This is a genomic window from Streptomyces yatensis, from assembly GCF_018069625.1.
GTDB classification, from domain to species: Bacteria; Actinomycetota; Actinomycetes; order Streptomycetales; family Streptomycetaceae; genus Streptomyces; species Streptomyces yatensis.
The window spans coordinates 8591425-8608357 of the sequence record NZ_CP072941.1; the positions used below are offsets into that span (position 1 = coordinate 8591425).

Genomic DNA, 16933 nt, shown 5'->3' on the forward strand with positions numbered 1-16933 from the left:
ATGAACGACGGCGGCTGGACGGTTTCTGGCGCGCTTTACCACTAGGCGGCTCTGGAAGGATCCACCACGTGAGCGATGCCGCGAACACCCCGCCCCCCGACGACGCCCCGATCCGGGTGCTGATCGCGGATGACCAGGCGATGGTGCGCACCGGATTCCGGCTGATCCTCGGCTCCCAGCCCGGCATCGAGGTGGTGGGCGAGGCCGCCGATGGCTCCGAATGCGTGGAGCTGGCCCGGCGGCACCGCCCCGATGTGTGCCTGGTCGACATCCGTATGCCGAAGCTGGACGGCCTGGAGGTGACCCGGCTGCTGGCCGGACCCGGAGTGGCGGAGCCGCTGCGGGTCGTCGTGGTCACCACCTTCGACCAGGACGATTACGTGCACACCGCGATCCGCAACGGCGCCTGCGGTTTCCTGCTCAAGGACGCCGGTCCCGAACTCCTGGTGGAGGCGGTGCGGTCGGCCGCGCGCGGTGGCGCGCTGGTGTCTCCCGCGATCACCGTGCGTCTGCTGCGGCAGTGGGCGAGCCGGCCCGGCGCCGTCACCGGGGCGAACCGGCTGACCGGCCGGGAGCTGGATGTCGCCCGGCTGGTGGCGGTGGGCCGGACCAATCAGGAGATCAGCGCCGAACTGCACCTGTCGCTGTCCACGGTGAAAACCCACCTCGGCAACATCCAGACCAAGCTCGCCGTCCGCAACCGCGTGGAGATCGCGGCCTGGGCCTGGGACACCGGAGCGGTGCGCAACCGCTAGTGCTCTGACCGGGAAGGTTCGCCGGGTCGACGGTTCCAGCGGTTGGATGTGCGGTGATATCCGTTCCGACCGCTGGGGGGGGGTGTGGTGGCAGAGCCTGTCCGTGTGCGCAGGTTGACCGACCAAGAGGGGCAGAAGCTGCAGCAGATCGTGCGCCGGGGCAGCACCAGTTCGGTGCGGTACCGGCGCGCGATGATGCTGCTGGCCTCGGCCGGCGGGAACCGGGTCCCGGTGATCGCGAAGCTGGTGCAGGCCGACGAGGACACCGTCCGGGACGTGATCCACCGGTTCAACGAGATCGGCCTGGCCTGTCTGGACCCTCGGTGGGCGGGAGGCCGTCCCCGCCTGCTCAGTCCTGACGACGAGGACTTCGTCGTCCAGACGGCCACCACTCGCCCGGCCAGGCTGGGCCAGCCGTTCACTCGCTGGTCCGTCCGCAAACTCGCCGCCTACCTGCGGAAAGTGCATGGCCGCCTGATCCGCATAGGTCGCGAGGCGTTACGGTGCCTGCTCGCCCGTCGTGGCGTCACCTTCCAGCGCACCAAGACGTGGAAGGAATCGCCCGACCCTGAGCGCGATGCCAAGCTCGACCGCATCGAGGAGGTGCTGGAACGCTTCCCGGACCGCGTGTTCGCGTTCGACGAGTTCGGCCCGCTCGGCATCCGCCCCACAGCCGGAGCCGGCTGGGCTCCCGCCGGTCGCCCCGAGCGCCATCCCGCGACTTACCACCGCGCCCACGGGGTGCGGTACTTCCACGGCTGCTACTCGGTCGGCGACGACACCCTGTGGGGCGTCAACCGGGTCAGGAAGAGCGCCGCGAACACCCTGGCCGCGCTGAAATCGATTCGGGCGGCCCGCCCGGACGGCGCCCCCATCTACGTGATCTTGGACAATCTGTCCTTGCACCGAGGCGAGAAGATCCGCAGATGGGCGAAGAAGAACCGGGTCGAGCTGTGCTTCACTCCGACCTACGCGTCCTGGGCCAACCCGATCGAGGCCCACTTCGGGCCGCTGCGGCACTTCACCATCGCCAACTCCCACCACCCGAACCACCCGGTGCAGACCCGGTCGCTGCACGCCTACTTGCGCTGGCGCAACCAGAACGCCAGACATCCCGACGTGCTGGCCGCCCAACGCAGGGAGCGGGCCCGGATCCGCAGCGAGAAGGGCGTCCGCTGGGGCGGACGACCGGCGAAAGCAGCGTGACCTGGCAAACGGCACCAGCAACACTGACACCATGACCGTTGATCGTGAGGCGCTTCACTCCAGCTGGAACCGGACCCGCGGCCACCTCGACGCCCGAGCCCACCTGGCGGGCCAGCCGGACACCGATCTCGCAGCTACGCTTGAGTTCTTGGAGCACAACGAGTTGGAAGTCGCCGTCGACTGCCTGGTCGACGTCGGTGACGACTTCGACCTGCCGCTCGCCTTCTGGCAGCACCTGGACCGAGCAGCCCGTGAGATGCGGCTCTACAGCGACGCGCTGCACAAGCCCCACCTCACAGCTGCCGACCTCTGCCGCCGCCACCTCGCCGCCGCCTCCGAGCGCGAATGACCCACCAACCCGGCGAACCTTCCCGGTCAGAGCACCAGCGTGGAGTCGGTGGAGTCGTCCGCGTCGCCGGCCCGAGGCAAGCACCGGTGGCGGTCGGTCATGAGGTCGAGGCGGGCCAGTGTGCATCCCCGTCGCGGCCCCCGACGTCGGAGGCCCCGCAAGCTGCACGGGGACAAGGGCTACGACTACCCTCACCCGCGGCGATGGCTCGCTTTCCGCGGCATCCGGCACCGCCTCGCCCGCAAGGGCATCGAGTCATCCCGACACCTGGGCCGGCCCCGCTGGGTCGTGGATCCGGCTGCCGACGCCTGCACTGCCGCTACGAGCGCAAGCCGGAACACTTCCTCGCCTTCACCGCCTCGCCGCGACCCTCATATGTCACCGCAGACTGGCCAAGTGACATGACCTCTCAGCACCTCTAGCGCGGTCACAGGTCCTGTGCGGTGGGTTGATGATCGAAAGTAGCGTCCCCATGAGGATCCCGCGGAGCGGGTCTGCAGACTCCGGCGTTGTCAGGGTGTGTCAGGTTCGCAGGCCGCCAGAGGCGGTGAGGCGCTCTCCGGTGACCCATGCGGCGTCGTCGGAGGCGAAGAAGACCGCCGCCCGCGCCAGATCCTCGGGCTGACCGATACGGCCCAGGGGGGTGCGCCCGATCATGTCCGTCTCGGCGTCACTGCCGATGAAGCCGGCCGCGTGGATGCCTTCCGTCTCCACACCGCCAGGGGCCAGGGTGTTCACTCGGATCCCGCGAGGGCCGAGTTCGGCGGCCAGGACTCGCGTCAAGGCATCGACGGCGCCCTTCGTCGCGGCGTACACCGACATCCCCGGCACCGCGCGGGCGCTGTCCAGCGATCCGATGTTGATGATCGACCCGCCGTCGGACCCGAAGTACTTAAGGGCTTCCTGGATCGTGCGGATCGGTCCGGTCACGTTGACGGAAAGCTGACGGTCGATCTCCTGCTGCGTGACGGTCTCCAGCGGCTGTGCGTGATAGACGCCGGCATTGTTGACGAGGATGTCGAACCGGCCGTACGCGTCCACAGCCCTGGCGAAGAGGCGCTCAACATCCGCAGGCACCGACACGTCGCCCTGCACGGCGATCGCGGTCCCCCCTCGCGCCTGGATGTCCTGCACCACCCGCTCGGCGTCGGCGGCACTGGAGGCGTAGTTGACCGCGACCGACGCTCCGGCCGCAGCGAATTCCCGCGCGATGCCCGCCCCGATGCCCTTGGAAGCACCCGTTACGAGCGCGACCTTTCCCGCCAGTCTCGAATCGGCGTTCTTCGGCGATACTCCGTCGCTGCGGCCAACGCCTGTCTGATGTGCCACGATTGCCACTCCCGTCCAAGTTGGTGAGCGTCCGGGTGACGCGGGCCTCCGGGGCAACTGCCCGGGAACTAGACGATGCGTTGTCGAACAGAACCCGCAGGGCGGCCTCGCCGCCACGGGCCCCTCACAGGCACGCCCGTACCGACTCCCGCCCTGATGGCCGCCGCTTTCGGCGGCGGCGATCCACCGGACATGCACCACGGTAGGATCCGCGAGACATAGAGACAAATAGTGTCACTGCATAGCTGAGATTGGCGTTGCCTATGTCGCCGGAAAGTGGAAGCGGATGAACCTGCGGCAATACGAATACGCTCTGGCTGTGGCCGAAGAAGGCTCCATGACAGCGGCTGCTGAGCGTCTGCGCGTCACGCAGCCGTCCTTGTCGCAGCAGATCGGCGCTCTGGAAAAGCACCTCGGTGTACAACTGTTCACCCGGACGTCGGGTGGGGTCACAGTGACCATGGCCGGACGCGCCTTCCTCGCCGAGGCAGAGATCGCGACCACCGCGTCCCGCAGAGCCGTCCTGGCTGCCCGTGCCGCCTCCGGGGAACTGGCCGGTGAACTCATCATCGCCGTCCACATGGGCCTGGGAGCACGACAGCTTCCTCTGGCACTGGGCCGGCTCCGCCACCGCCACCCGAAACTCCAGGTCATTCTCCACGAGGAGCCCGATCCAGCGGATATGGAACGGCTGGCCCGCCAGGGAACGCTCGACATGGTTCTCGTCCACCGCATCCCCACCGGCTGCACATTCGACATCCACCCCCTGGGCGAGGAGACCTACGTCGCCGTCCTGCCCGAGGGACACCCGCTCCTCGCCAGCGACAGGGCCCTGCGCATGGCAGACCTTGCGACACAGGGATGGGTGCGCTTCCGCCGCGCCAGCCTGCTCGACGAATACCTCGCCCGCCTGCTCGCCGACGCGGGCATCAGCCCGCCCACGGTGGCCCGAGTGTCACAGATCTCCACCGCCGTGCGACTGGCAGCCCAGGGCTTGGGCGTCACCGTGGTTCCGGCATCGGCCGTGCCCGAAAGCTTCGAACAGCTAGCCCGCCCGTTCCTGCCTTCCCTGACCGAACCCGTCATCGTCGGTACACGCCGCCACCCAGGTTCGGCGGAGGCAGCCGTGCTCGAACACCTCCATCAGCAGAACTGGTGCGGCACCAGCCTCCTCGCCCCGCATACCGCCCTCTGAGCCAAGGGCCTCACTGGTCGTCGGCCGCGTGCTTGTCCCGGAGGGGCCGTAGGCCGCCAGGCAGGTCTGGGAGCTGGAAGGAACGTCTGTTCGGCTCCTGGCAGCACCTGGACCGAGCAGCCCGTGAGATGCGGCTCTACAGCGACGCGCTGCACAAGCCCCACCTCACAGCTGCCGACCTCTGCCGCCGCCACCTCGCCGCCGCCTCCGAGCGCGAATGACCCACCAACCCGGCGAACCTTCCCGGTCAGAGCACTAGCCAGCGGGTCCGTCCGTCATGAGGTGTGCCAGTCGGGGTGGCCGGGCATGGCCGGGAGCTTCGTGGAGTACAGCCAGGAGCGCAGGAAGGGCTCCAGGTCGCGGCCGGCGACGCGGCTCGCCAGACGGATGAAGTCCCCGGTCCCCGCCGTGCTGTCGCGGTGCTCCGCCACCCAGGCCCGCTCGATGCGCTGGAACGTGGCCTCGCCGACCTTCTGCCGCAGCGCGTACAACACCAGCGCACCACCCTGGTAGGCGCCCCAGCCGTAGGGAGCCCTGTCCTTGGGCGTGAAGGCGCCGGGGCGGGGATCGGCGACCGGCCCCTGCTTGCGCAGTTGGGCGGTGGCCTCCCGGTACGCGCTCTTCATGGCGTCGGCCGGATCGGTGCCGCGCGCCTGCTGGTTCCACAGGCCCTCGTAGTAGACGGCGTGGCCCTCGTTGAGCCACAGATCCCGCCACCGGCGGGGAGAGACGCTGTTGCCGAAGTACTCGTGGGAGATCTCGTGCGCGACGATCGCGTCCGAGCCGTTGGTCTCCATACCGTCCTTGGTGAGCTCCTCGTTGGCGAGCAGGGTCAGGGACTGCGTCTCGAGCTCACCGCCCAGAGGCGTGGCGTAGAGGCCGTACGTCCGCAGCGGGAACGGGCCCAGCCGTTGGGTCAGGAAACGCAGCGCCTTGGGCACGACCGCGTCGATCTGCGGCATGAGGTCGTTGACTTCGCCGGTGGGCAGGGCGTGGCGCAGCGTGATTCCGTCCGGTCCCCGCCGCTTGACCACGGTGAAGTGGCCGACGCCGATCTGGATGAGTTCGGGCGCGAGCTTTTGGCGGCTCTCGAACCGGCGGACGGTGTTCGCCCCTTCGCGCCGGGTGGCGGTGAGTTCGCCGTTCGCGATGGCGTTCATCCGCGAGGGTGCGGCGATGGTGATGGTGGTCGGCGCCTTCTGGTCCGGATGGTCGGCGAACGCCGCGATCCGATGGGCGCCCGAGGGCTGGTTGATGGTCTGGACGACCCCCTTCGCCCGCACCATCCCGATCGCCGAGGTGCCGAGTTTCCCGGCCTCCTCAGGGCCCGCCACGGGCGCGCGTACGGTCACCTCCACCGAGAAGTCCCGGCCGTCGGCCACCGGGTCAGCGGGCGTCACGCGCAGCTCCTGACCGGAGCGGGTCCAGGTCGCCTCGTGGCCGTCGACCGTCACCGAACGCACCGTGGTCCCGGTCAGGTCGAGGTCGAAACGGGACAGGGCGTGGGTGGCCCGGCCGCGCAACGTGGTGGTCGCCGTGTAGGTCTTGAGGTCCTCGGCGAAGCGCAGTGCCAGGCCGGTATGGCGCACCGTATAGCCCCCGTTGCCGAGCCCGGGGTGCAGTGTGTCCCCGATTCCGGCGGCTCCGGGCGCGGGGGTGGTACTGGTGCCGCTCTGGGCGGACATCGCGTCGGGGGTGCAGCCGACCACGCCCGTCAGGGCGGTGGCCAGCGCCGTGACGATCCACGGCGTGCGGGTCGAGTGTCGTGTGTGACGAGCCATGAGCCGAGGTTCGCCCGCGAGGCGACCACCCTGGATCCACCGGATAGCGGGTTCCTGACCTCCGGCATCGGCCGAAAGGACGACCGCCGCCGAAGACCGTATGCTCTTGTGCGACCAAGGCGACACCTGCTAATCACTTAACTGGTGTCGAGAGGGAGGGGTGGGTCATGGGCGTGCGGCAGGGATCGGTCGTCCTTCGGCAGCCGCACCGTCCTCGGGCCATCAGCTTCCTGGGCCTGGAGACGATCGGCGGATGGGCGGTGAAGGTGTACGGCATCAGCGCGGCGGCCGAGGGGCCACGCCCCGCGCTGGTGGCCGCGACGGTGGAGATGGCGGCCTCGGTGCTGCCCAGCCCCGCTCGGACGGACAGCCGCTATGGCATCGGGTTCGCCATCGCGCACGACGCGGCGGACTACTGCTTCGCGCTGGTGGACTGGTGGCACGGTGAGCACGAGATTCATCAGCGACTCTTCTCGGCGCCCCGGGAGCGGCCGGAGGCGCTGAGGCCGCATCCGAGCGAGGCCGTCGGCTGCGTCTGGGAGTTGGCCGTCACCGACTTCGAGCGCCGGGCGTGGCTGGGCCATGTGCTCGCCAACCCCGAGGGCCCGGACCCGGATGCCTATCTCGACGCCCACTTCACAGGAAGGGTCTAGTCATGGGGATGACACTGGAGCGGCTGGCGGACTTCGGCGAGGCGTGGCGGCGGAAGGATCTCGATCTGCTGATGGATTTCATGACGGACGACTGTGTGTTCCGTGCGTCCGTCGGCCCGGAGCCGGGCATGACCTTCCGCGGACGAGCCGAGGTGCGCAAGGGGTTTGCCCTCATGCTCGCCTACGACGCGGACCTTGAGCCGCAGGTCGGCGGGGTGGCCTTCATCACCGGAGACCGGGGGGCTTCCCAATGGTCGTACACCGGCACCGATGCCGACGGCGGGGCTCACGACGTACACGGCTGCGACATGTTCGAGTTCGACGGCGATCGGATCCGGGTGAAGGATGCCTACCGGCGGGTCCGCGGAGACATCGGTCGTGTTGCCGCCGACTAGGGCCGAGGACGTCGACGGCCTCCCCGACGGCATCGCGCTGCTCCATCACTTCGCCAACACCGAGGACCTGCGCGGATTCGTCGCACACGGCCGGCGCCTTACGGCGCACGACGATCTCGCCACGCCCGGAGACCTGGAACGCTGGCTGCGGGAGCACGGCCTGCTCGACGGCGACACCCCGGACACCAGGGTCCATCAGGGCCACCTGACCGCGGCCCGCGAACTGCGCACGGCCCTGCGTGCCGCGCTGCGCCAGAGCGGCGAGGACGGCCAGGGTGACGAGGACGGCCGGGATGACGAGGACGGCCGGGATGGCGAGGACGGCCGGGATGGCCAGGGCGGCGCCGCTGCCCCGGTCGGCTACTCCTTCGACGTCACCCTGACCGCGGCGCACGGCGCCCGGCTGACCATCTCCGCCGACCCCGTGCACACCGCCCTCGCGCACCTCGTGATGGCCGCCCTGACCGCCACGGCGAACGGGACCTGGCGCCGGCTCAGGATGTGCCCCGCCCCCGACTGCCAGTGGGTCTTCTACGACAACTCCCGCCCGGGCCGGGCCAGATGGTGCTCGCCACAGCTGTGCGGCAACCGCGCGAAGACCCAGGCGTATCGCCGCCGCCGATCGGGCTGAACCGAGCCGTTGTCACGGTGTGCCGGTGTGCCGGGAGGCGGCCCGCGCGTCCGGTGGATCGGGGCCCGCGCCCCTGGTCCACGGCGGAGCCGCAAGCGCGCGGAGGGCACCGTACCGCGAGGTAGATTGAGGGTGTGGACATGCTGCACCTGCGCTATTTCGTGGCCGTCGCGGAAGAACTCAACTTCTCGCGGGCGGCGCGCAGGCTCCATATGGCGACCTCCCCACTGAGTCAGCGGATCAAGGATCTCGAGCGCGAGCTGGGGCAGGCGCTGTTCGAGCGGACCACCCACCGGGTCGAGCTGACGCCCGCGGGGACGGCTCTGCTGCCGATGGCCCGCGAGGTGCTCGACAGCGTCAATTCGATTCCCTGGCGGCTGAGCGAGGCCGTGCGGCGGTGTCGCACCACGGAGCTGATCGGCATCCCCGCCGGAGTCCACCCGGATCTGCGCGAGCGCGTCCGGCTGCTCGAAGAGGACTGCGATGAGGTCTTCGAGCTGCGGCGCTGGCCCGGCACCTCGGCCGACCTGGTCACCGGGGTGCGCGATGGACGGCTGGCGCTGGCGCTGGCCCGGCTGCCGGTGGCCGACCCGGCGCTGGAGGTCATCCAGGTGATGAGGGAGCGGCTGGGCGCGGCCGTGCCGGCCGACCGGTTCGCCGACCGGACCTCGATCACCCTGGACGATCTCAAGGACTTGTCCTATACGGCCACCCCGTATGACGCGCTGCCCGCGTATTTCGAGGAAATCGATGCGCGGCTGAATCACGCGGGAGTCAAGAAGCGAATTCGGATCAAGACTGCGGACTTTTCCGGTGCGGCCGAGGTGATCTCCACCGGTATCGCCTTTTCGATGACCATGCTTTCCGAAAAGAGCCCGATGCACCGCTACCGGCTGGACAACGTGGTCGTCCTGCCCGTCGATGACTTTGAGCCTTCCCTGGTCACGGGGCTGCTGTTCCGCAGGGACCGGGCGGCGGACGGGGCTGATCTCGCGGGTCTCGTCAGCCGGGCACGTACCATCTTCGCCGACCCGATGTCGGCGTAGAATTCCCCTTCAATTCCTTTCCGGAAAAAGCCCGGAAAACGGTGTGACCGCTGTGGTCATACCGCCTTTCGCCACATGATCATTCCCTGTCCGTGTATCTGCCATTAGGTTCGGTGGTGGAAACGGAAGAACGCGAGACAGGAGTGGTGATGGACACGACGGCCAAGAACCCGGCCGGCCCGTTGGACGGCGTGCGGGTGATCGATCTGTCCACCGTGGTGATGGGGCCGTACGCGGCCCAGATCCTCGGTGACCTCGGTGCGGATGTCATCAAGATCGAGTCCCCGGCCGATGGTGTACGGGTCGGCCCGTACCGCACCACACCGGGCATGACGCCGCTCGCCCTCAACGTCAACCGCAACAAGCGCAGCGTCACCCTGGACCTCAAGCAGGACGCCGGCCGCGAGCGGGCGCTGGAGCTCATCGACACCGCCGATGTGCTGATCACCAACATGCGCCCCGGTGCGCTGGCCCGCCTCGGCCTGGACCATGAGCGGATCGCCGCGCGCAACCCGCGCCTCGTCTACGCCCACGGACAGGGCTTCCGCGGTGGCTCCGACCGGGCGGGCAACGCCGCCTACGACGAGACCGTGCAGGCGGCGTCCGGGCTGGTGGACATGGCGAACCGGGCCATCGGCAGCCCCGTCTACCTGCCGACGATCATCGCCGACAAGGTCTCCGCGCTCACCATCGTCTACTCGGTGCTCGCCGCGCTGGTGCACCGCGACAAGGCCGGGACCGGGCAGTACATCGAGATCCCGATGACCGACACGCTGCTCGCCTTCAACCTGGTCGAGCATCTGGCGGGCCACTCCTTCGAGCCGCCCATCGGCCCCACCGGCTTCCCGCTGTCGATGACCAGGGGACACCGCGCGGTGCGCACCCGGGACGGCCTCGCCTGTGTGATGCCGTACAACCCGCGCAACTTCCGGGACTTCTTCGCCGCCGCGGGCCGCCCCGATCTCGCCGAGGACCCGCGGGTGAACGGCGACACCATCCGCGACGCCGACATCGACCCGCTGACGGAGCTCATCGAGGAGTGCGCGCCGAGCCTGACCACCGCCGAGTGGGAGCGGGTCTGCGCCAAGCACAGCATCCCCATGGCGGCGGTGCTGGAACTGGACCGGGCCGCCGAGGACCCGTACGTCCGCGACGGGCATCTGCTCGATGTGGTGGACCACCCCAGCGAGGGAGCGACCCGCTCGATCGGCATCCCGGTGCGCTTCGCCGCCACCCCCGCCTCCGTACGGCGGCTCGCCCCGCTCCCCGGCGAGCACACGGACGAGGTCCTGCGCGAACTCGCCGACCGCTCCTGAGCGCACCGCGCCGGAACACCTCATCGGGCACGGCGCCGCGCCGGAACACCCCGCCGCGCCCGCACACCCCATCGGACACCACCCAAGGACATCCACCATGGACAACCGTCCCCCGGTGCGGACCGAGAGAATCGGTTCGACCCTGCTCATCACCATCGACCGGCCCACGGCACGCAACGCCGTCAACGCCGCCGTCGCCGCCGGACTCGCCGCCGCCCTCGACACACTGGAGGACGGGAGCGATCTGCGCGCCGGGGTGCTGACCGGCGCCGAGGGCACCTTCAGCGCCGGAATGGACCTCAAGGCCGCGCTGGCCGGTGAGTCACCCGAGGTGCCGGGGCGTGGCTTCGGCGGGCTCACCCAGGCCGCGACCGGTAAGCCCCTGATCGCCGCCGTGGAGGGCTGGGCGCTGGGCGGTGGCTTCGAGCTCGCGCTCGGCTGCGACCTCATCGTGGCGGCCGACGACGCCACCTTCGGCCTGCCGGAGGTCACCCGGGGCCTGGTCGCGGCCGGTGGCGGTGTGATCCGGCTGCCCAAGCGGATCCCGTACCACCTGGCCATGGAGCTGCTGCTGACCGGGGAGACCATCTCCGGTGAGCGGGCCGGCGCGCTCGGCATCGCCAACCGGGTGGTGCCCGCGGGCACGGCCGTCGACACCGCCGTGCACCTCGCCGAACGGCTCGCCGCGAACGCCCCGCTCGCGCTCGCCGCCGTCAAGCGCATCACCCGCGCCGCCGACGGTGTCCCCGAGCCGGACGCCTTCCGCGCGCAGGAGTGGGAGATGGCGGCCCTGAAGTCGTCCGCCGATGTGCGGGAGGGCATGACGGCCTTCGCCGAGCGCCGCGCCCCGCGCTGGCAGGGCAAGTAGCAGAGGCCGGAGAGAGGTCATGAAGGAAGCAGACGTGGCCCGGCGCATCGCGACGCCGCTGGTCAACCCGGCCTACGCACCGGTCGTGCCGCGGTTCACCAACCGTGAGTACCTCAACATCGTGTACCGCACCGACGCCGACGCGCTGCGCGCGGTGGTGCCCGAGCCGCTGGAGATCGGCGAACCGCTGGTGCGCTTCGAGGTCATGCGGATGGGCGATGTGACCGGGTACGGGCCGTACACCGAGTCGGGACAGGCGATCCAGGTCCGCTACGACGGTGAGTGGGGCGAGTACCTGCACGCGATGTACCTGGACAACTTCCCCGCCACCGCCTCCGGCCGCGAGGCGGGGGCGTACCCCAAGACCGTCGGACAGCCCGGGCTGTACGTGGACCACGGCGCCCTCGTCGGTGTCCTGGACTACGGCACCCTCCGGGTGGCGACGGCCACGATGGGCTACAAGCACTACGAGATGGACCCCGAGGAGGCGGCGCGGCAGATCACCGTGCCGACCTATCTCCTCAAGCTGGTTCCGGGATTCGACGGCACGCCCCAGGTGGCGCAGCTCGTCCGTACCGAGATCACCGATGTCGAGGTGAAGGGCGCCTGGACCGGCCCCGCCCGGCTGCAGCTGTTCGAGCATGTGCTGGCCCCGCTGGCGGATCTGCCGGTGCGCGAGGTGATCTCCGCGAGCCACCTCATCACCGATCTGACGCTGGCCCCGGCCACGCCCGTCCATGACTACCTGTCGAACCGGAAGGAGCACATGCGATGAGTGAGTCGTTCGGCACCGCGGCGGTGGTCGGCGCCGGAACCATCGGGCTGTCCTGGGCCGCCCTGTTCGCCGGCCATGGCCTCACGGTGCGGGTCACCGACCCCCGGCCCGACCTCGCCGAGGCAATCGACAATCAACTATCCGTCGCCGCACCGCAGTTGGCCGCACAAGGTCTGGACGTCCGGGGCCTCGCCGACCGGGTCCGGCTCGCCGCCGATGTCACCGAGGCGGTGCGCGGTGCCGATGTCGTGCAGGAGAACGGGCCGGAGGACGTGGCGTTCAAGCAGGAGCTGTTCGCCACCCTGGTCCGCGAGGCGCCCGCCCACGCATTGCTGCTCAGCTCGTCCTCGGCGATTCCCGCCACCGCGTTCACCGGGGACCTCGACGACGCCGGCCGGGTGCTGATCGGCCACCCGTTCAACCCGCCCCATCTGGTGCCGCTGGTGGAGGTGGTGCCCGGTGTGCGCACCGGCGAGGAGGCCGTGGCCCGGGCGGTGGAGTTCTACCGCTCCGTCGGCCGCACCCCCGTCGTCGAGCGCCAGGAGATCCCCGGCTTCGTGGGCAACCGCCTCCAGAACGCGCTCAGCCGCGAGGCCCTCTACCTCGTCGAACAGGGCGTGGTCAGCCCCGCCGACCTGGACACCATCGTGCGGAATTCGCTCGGTCTGCGCTGGTCCACGGTCGGCCCCTTCCTCGGCGCCCACCTCGGCGGAGGGCCCGGCGGCTACCGGCACATGGCCGAGCACATCGGCCCCTCGATGCGGCGGATGTGGGACGGGCTCGGCACCCCCGAGCAGGGCCCGGAACAGACCGAAGCACTCATCGAGGCCGTCGAGCACGCCTACGGCGACCGCTCCTACGCCGAACTCACCGAAGAACGCGACCGCAAGCAGCTCGCCGTGCTGTCCGCACTGCGCCCCCACACCCCCGAGGAGAATGCGCGATGACCACCACACTGCCCACCCCGACCCCCGCCCCGCTGGGCGAAGACCACCCCGCCGAGCTGCTCACCGCCGACTTCTACGGCTACGAGAACCTGCTGCCCGAGGAGGAGCGCAAGCTGCTGCTGAAGGCCAGGACCGCCCTGCGCGACGAGGTGAAGCCCCTGGTCAACGAGTACTGGGCCAAGGGCGAGTTCCCCCGCGAACTCATCGATGTCTTCCGCCGTCTGGGGCTCGCGGGCCTGCCCTACGAGGGTTACGGCGACCCGCTGCCCGCCACCAGCAACCTGCTGGTCGGCATGGTGTCCATGGAGTGCACCCGCACCGACGCGTCGTCGGCCACCTTCTTCGGCGTCCACAGCGGACTGGCCATGTACAGCATCTTCCGCGGTGGTGACCAGCGGCAGCGGGACCGCTGGCTGCCCGCGATGGCCTCGATGGACATCATCGGCGCCTTCGCCATGACCGAGCCGCTCGGCGGCTCCGACGTGGCCGGTGGCATGCGCACCACCGCCCGCTGGGACGGTGAGAACTGGGTGCTCAACGGCGCCAAGCGGTGGATCGGCAATGCCACCTTCGCCGATCTCGTGGTCGTCTGGGCCCGCGACGAGGCCGACAACCAGGTCAAGGGCTTCGTGGTGGAGAAGGGCAGCCCGGGCTTCACCCCGGTCAAGATCGAGAACAAGCTGGCGTTCCGGATCGTGGAGAACGCCGAGATCACCCTGACCGACGTCAAGGTCCCCGAGGCCAACCGGCTCCAGCGCGTCAACTCCTTCCGCGATGTGGCGGAGATCCTCCGTGCCACCCGCGGCGGCGTGGCCTGGCAGGCCCTGGGCGTGATGATCGGCGCCTATGAGCTGGCGCTGGCGTACGCCACCGAGCGCCGGCAGTTCGGGCGCCCGATCGCCGGTTTCCAGCTGGTCCAGGATCTGCTGGTGAAGAGCCTCGGCAACATCACCGCGTGCTGGGGCATGCTGGTACAGCTGGCCCGTCAGCAGGACGCCGGGATCTTCCGCGATGAACACTCCGCGCTCGCGAAGGCGTTCGTCACCTCACGGATGCGCGAGGTCGTGGCCTGGTGCCGGGAGATCTTCGGTGGCAACGGCATCGTGCTGGACTACGACATCGCGCGGTTCTTCGCCGATGCCGAGGCGATCTACTCCTTCGAGGGCACCCGCGAGATGAACACGCTCATCGTGGGCAAGGCCATCACCGGGCAGAGCGCCTTCGTATGATCCGGGCCCGAGCCCGGGACGAGCCACCGCACGCGCCGGACCCCTCGCCAGGGGCCCGGCGCGGCCCGCTCCCCGCGTACGGCTCTGCCGTCGATCTGGCCGTGTGTGCTCCGCATCACGGAAACACCCCCTGTGCTGCGGACAGTTCACGGTATGACGCACACTCCCACCGCCTCCCGCCCCCAGCGGGACACGGCGCCGGGCCCACAGGCCACCGGACTGCCGCGGCGCCTGCGCGGCCACCGCGTACCCCGCTCCGGCCGTACCCCGAAGGCCGCGCTCCGGCGCGACATCCAGGGGCTGCGCGGGCTGGCCGTCACCCTGGTCGTGCTCGCGCACGCGGGAGTCCCGTACGTCACCGGCGGCTACACCGGGGTCGATGTCTTCTTCGTGATCTCCGGATTCCTCATCACCTCGGGCCTGCTCAAGGAGGCCGAACACACCGGATCGCTGTCCCTGCGGCGCTTCTACGCCCGGCGCGCGGTGCGCATCCTCCCGCTCGCGACCCTGGTCGCGCTGGTCACCATGGTGGGCTGCCGGCTCTTCGCCTCGAAGATCCGCTACACCGAGTTCATGCACGACGCGCTGGCCGGCGCCCTGTACGTCATGAACATCGACCTGGCGGTCTCGGGCACCGACTATCTGAACGAGGGCAGCGCGCCATCGCCCTTCCAGCACTTCTGGTCGCTGTCCGTGGAGGAGCAGTTCTACCTCCTGTGGCCCCTCCTGCTGCTCGCCGGCTGGAAGTTCATCCGGCGGCCGGCGTTGCGGGCGCTGCCGCTGGGCGCGCTGTGCCTGGTCTCGTATGTCCAGGGCGTCCAGGTGGCCGAGACCTCGCCGTCGTGGGCGTACTTCGGCCCGCACACCCGGCTGTGGGAACTGGGTGCCGGAAGCCTGCTGGCCTTCGGTGCCGGGGCACTGGCACGGCTTCCCCGTGGCGTGTCCGCCGTCGGCACCTGGCTGGGGCTGTCCGGCATCGCCGCGTCGGCGGTGCTGTACGACGACGACACCCCGTTCCCCGGCCACTTCGCGCTGCTGCCCGTGCTGGGTGCGGCCCTGGTGATCGCGGGCGGGTGCCACCCGTCGGCGTCCGCCGCCTCCCGGCTGCTCGCCGTGCGCCCCGCGACATGGCTGGGCGACCTCTCGTACGGCTGGTATCTGTGGCACTGGCCGCTGCTGCTGATCGGCCCCATGGCGCTGGGACGGCCCGCGGGCACCTGGCCGAACCTCGCGCTGTGCGCCGTCGCCCTGCTGCTGGCATGGGCGAGCCTGCACCTGGTGGAGAACCCGGTCCGGTTCCGCGGCCCGCTGCGCCGAAAGCCCTCGGCGGCGGTGGCCTTCGGCCTCGGCCTGTCGGCCACCGTCGTGTCCGCCGCCCTCGTCGCGGCGTCCTTCCCGCCACCGATCAGCTCCGCCGTCCGCGCGCAGGGGCTGAACGAGACCCTCGCCACCGCACCGGACCCGCGGTCCCGACTCACCGGCCTCATCGCCACGGCCGCCACCGGGCTGCCGCGCAACCTGACACCGCCACTCACCGCCATCAAGAAGAAGCGGTCGGCCGTCTACCGCGACAGCTGCCACGTCAACTACACCGCCACCCGGTCGCCCGAGTGCGTCTACGGGGACCGGACCTCCGACAAGGTCGTCGTCCTCTACGGGGACTCCCACGCCGCTCAGTGGTTCCCGGCACTGGAGAAGCTGAGCCGCCGGTACGGCTGGAAGCTGGTGTCGCTGACCAAGTCGTCCTGCAAGACCGCCGACATCACCATCGTCAACAGTCACCGGCCGTACGAGGCGTGCGACACCTGGCGCGAGGAGGCGCTGAGGCGGATCGAGCGGCTGCACCCGATGCTGGTCGTGGCCTCCTCCTCCGAGGCGGGCACATCGGTGCGGCCCCTGCGGGACCCGCTGCGGGACTGGGCCGCGGGATACGAACGCGTCTACCGGCAACTGGCCCGCGCCGCCGACCAGGTAACCGTCCTGCTCGACAACCCATGGCCGAAGGACGATCCCGTCGAGTGCGCGGCGAGCCGCCCCCTGCGGCTGCGGGGTTGCGAGCCGGACCAGCGCGACGCCATCAAGGACCCCACCCGCCGGGAGGCCAACCGGCAGGGCGCCCGCCGCGCCGGCGCCGCCGTGGTCGATCCGAAGCCGTGGCTGTGCCCCCGGTCGGGCGGGTGTCCGGTGGCCGTGGGCGACACGTTCGTCTACCGCGACGAGAGCCACCTGGCGGAGTCCTACGCCGAGGCGCTGGCTCCGGTGCTGCGGCAGGAGTTGCGGAAACTGGGGGTGACCGGCGACTGAGCGCTCCGCGGGAAGTGCCGCGAGACGCGGTCGTTCATCCGCGGCTGTGCCGTGGCTGGTCGCGCCGACGCGGCGGAGCCGCATGTCGACACAGCCCCGCGCCCCTTCGGGGCGCACCCCAACCGCACCGGACGTCATCGAGGCCGCTTGGGCG

16 protein-coding genes and 1 pseudogene are annotated in these 16933 nt (G+C 70.2%); 15 read left to right on the top strand and 2 right to left on the bottom strand.

The window, feature by feature from the left end; all coding sequences use genetic code 11:
- Window positions 1-68 precede the first annotated feature (68 nt).
- The 4 genes and pseudogenes from J8403_RS35980 to J8403_RS35995 all read left to right on the top strand — a co-directional run.
- Window positions 69-755 carry a response regulator gene (locus tag J8403_RS35980; RefSeq protein ID WP_281427963.1) on the top strand — a complete coding sequence of 229 codons (687 nt, stop codon included), beginning with the start codon at window positions 69-71 and terminating at the stop codon, window positions 753-755.
- An 87-nt stretch (window positions 756-842) separates the two neighbouring features.
- On the top strand, window positions 843-1961 hold the full coding sequence (locus J8403_RS35985; protein WP_343245328.1) for an IS630 family transposase: 1119 nt from the start codon (window positions 843-845) through the stop codon (window positions 1959-1961).
- Between the two features lie 31 nt (window positions 1962-1992).
- Window positions 1993-2310 carry a MafI family immunity protein gene (locus tag J8403_RS35990; protein ID WP_211126806.1) on the top strand — a complete coding sequence of 106 codons (318 nt, stop codon included), beginning with the start codon at window positions 1993-1995 and terminating at the stop codon, window positions 2308-2310.
- 120 nt (window positions 2311-2430) lie between these two features.
- Window positions 2431-2710, top strand: a pseudogene (locus J8403_RS35995) (IS5/IS1182 family transposase); the annotation flags it as partial.
- Window positions 2711-2832: 122 nt separating this feature from the next.
- On the opposite strand, the gene J8403_RS36000 reads toward J8403_RS35995, so the two are convergent.
- A complete protein-coding gene (locus J8403_RS36000; RefSeq protein ID WP_211126807.1) occupies window positions 2833-3639 on the bottom strand; it encodes an SDR family NAD(P)-dependent oxidoreductase in 807 nt (268 codons plus the stop codon).
- A 286-nt stretch (window positions 3640-3925) separates the two neighbouring features.
- Here J8403_RS36000 and J8403_RS36005 point away from each other — a divergent pair, with 286 nt between their 5' ends.
- Entirely contained in the window at window positions 3926-4834 is a 909-nt protein-coding gene (locus J8403_RS36005) for a LysR family transcriptional regulator (protein WP_211126808.1), read from the top strand.
- 275 nt (window positions 4835-5109) lie between these two features.
- Here J8403_RS36005 and J8403_RS36010 read toward each other — a convergent pair whose 3' ends face one another.
- Window positions 5110-6615: a M1 family metallopeptidase gene (locus J8403_RS36010; RefSeq protein ID WP_211126809.1), complete on the bottom strand. Its 1506-nt coding sequence runs from the start codon at window positions 6613-6615 to the stop codon at window positions 5110-5112.
- Between the two features lie 167 nt (window positions 6616-6782).
- Here J8403_RS36010 and J8403_RS36015 point away from each other — a divergent pair, with 167 nt between their 5' ends.
- The 10 genes from J8403_RS36015 to J8403_RS36060 all read left to right on the top strand — a co-directional run bounded on the left by J8403_RS36015 (window position 6783) and on the right by J8403_RS36060 (window position 16779).
- Window positions 6783-7268, top strand: coding sequence for a hypothetical protein (locus J8403_RS36015; RefSeq protein WP_211126810.1), 486 nt, complete (start codon window positions 6783-6785; stop codon window positions 7266-7268).
- A gap of 2 nt (window positions 7269-7270) precedes the next feature.
- Complete coding sequence (locus J8403_RS36020; RefSeq protein WP_211126811.1) at window positions 7271-7663, top strand: nuclear transport factor 2 family protein; 393 nt, start codon at window positions 7271-7273, stop codon at window positions 7661-7663.
- Window positions 7647-8294, top strand: coding sequence for a CGNR zinc finger domain-containing protein (locus J8403_RS36025; protein WP_211126812.1), 648 nt, complete (start codon window positions 7647-7649; stop codon window positions 8292-8294). Before J8403_RS36020 ends, J8403_RS36025 begins: the two co-directional genes overlap by 17 nt.
- 140 nt (window positions 8295-8434) lie before the next feature.
- Window positions 8435-9340, top strand: coding sequence for a LysR family transcriptional regulator (locus tag J8403_RS36030; protein WP_246586420.1), 906 nt, complete (start codon window positions 8435-8437; stop codon window positions 9338-9340).
- Between the two features lie 149 nt (window positions 9341-9489).
- Window positions 9490-10656 (top strand): CaiB/BaiF CoA transferase family protein, encoded by a 1167-nt coding sequence (locus J8403_RS36035; protein ID WP_211126814.1) that lies wholly within the window; start codon window positions 9490-9492, stop codon window positions 10654-10656.
- Between the two features lie 97 nt (window positions 10657-10753).
- Window positions 10754-11524 carry a crotonase/enoyl-CoA hydratase family protein gene (locus tag J8403_RS36040; RefSeq protein ID WP_211126815.1) on the top strand — a complete coding sequence of 257 codons (771 nt, stop codon included), beginning with the start codon at window positions 10754-10756 and terminating at the stop codon, window positions 11522-11524.
- Window positions 11525-11543: 19 nt separating this feature from the next.
- On the top strand, window positions 11544-12299 hold the full coding sequence (locus tag J8403_RS36045; protein ID WP_211126816.1) for an acetoacetate decarboxylase: 756 nt from the start codon (window positions 11544-11546) through the stop codon (window positions 12297-12299).
- Window positions 12296-13246, top strand: coding sequence for a 3-hydroxyacyl-CoA dehydrogenase NAD-binding domain-containing protein (locus J8403_RS36050; protein WP_211126817.1), 951 nt, complete (start codon window positions 12296-12298; stop codon window positions 13244-13246). The genes J8403_RS36045 and J8403_RS36050 overlap by 4 nt, the downstream gene beginning before the upstream one ends.
- Window positions 13243-14475: an acyl-CoA dehydrogenase family protein gene (locus tag J8403_RS36055; RefSeq protein ID WP_211126818.1), complete on the top strand. Its 1233-nt coding sequence runs from the start codon at window positions 13243-13245 to the stop codon at window positions 14473-14475. Before J8403_RS36050 ends, J8403_RS36055 begins: the two co-directional genes overlap by 4 nt.
- A gap of 153 nt (window positions 14476-14628) precedes the next feature.
- Entirely contained in the window at window positions 14629-16779 is a 2151-nt protein-coding gene (locus J8403_RS36060) for an acyltransferase family protein (RefSeq protein WP_211126819.1), read from the top strand.
- The last annotated feature ends 154 nt before the right edge of the window (window positions 16780-16933 follow it).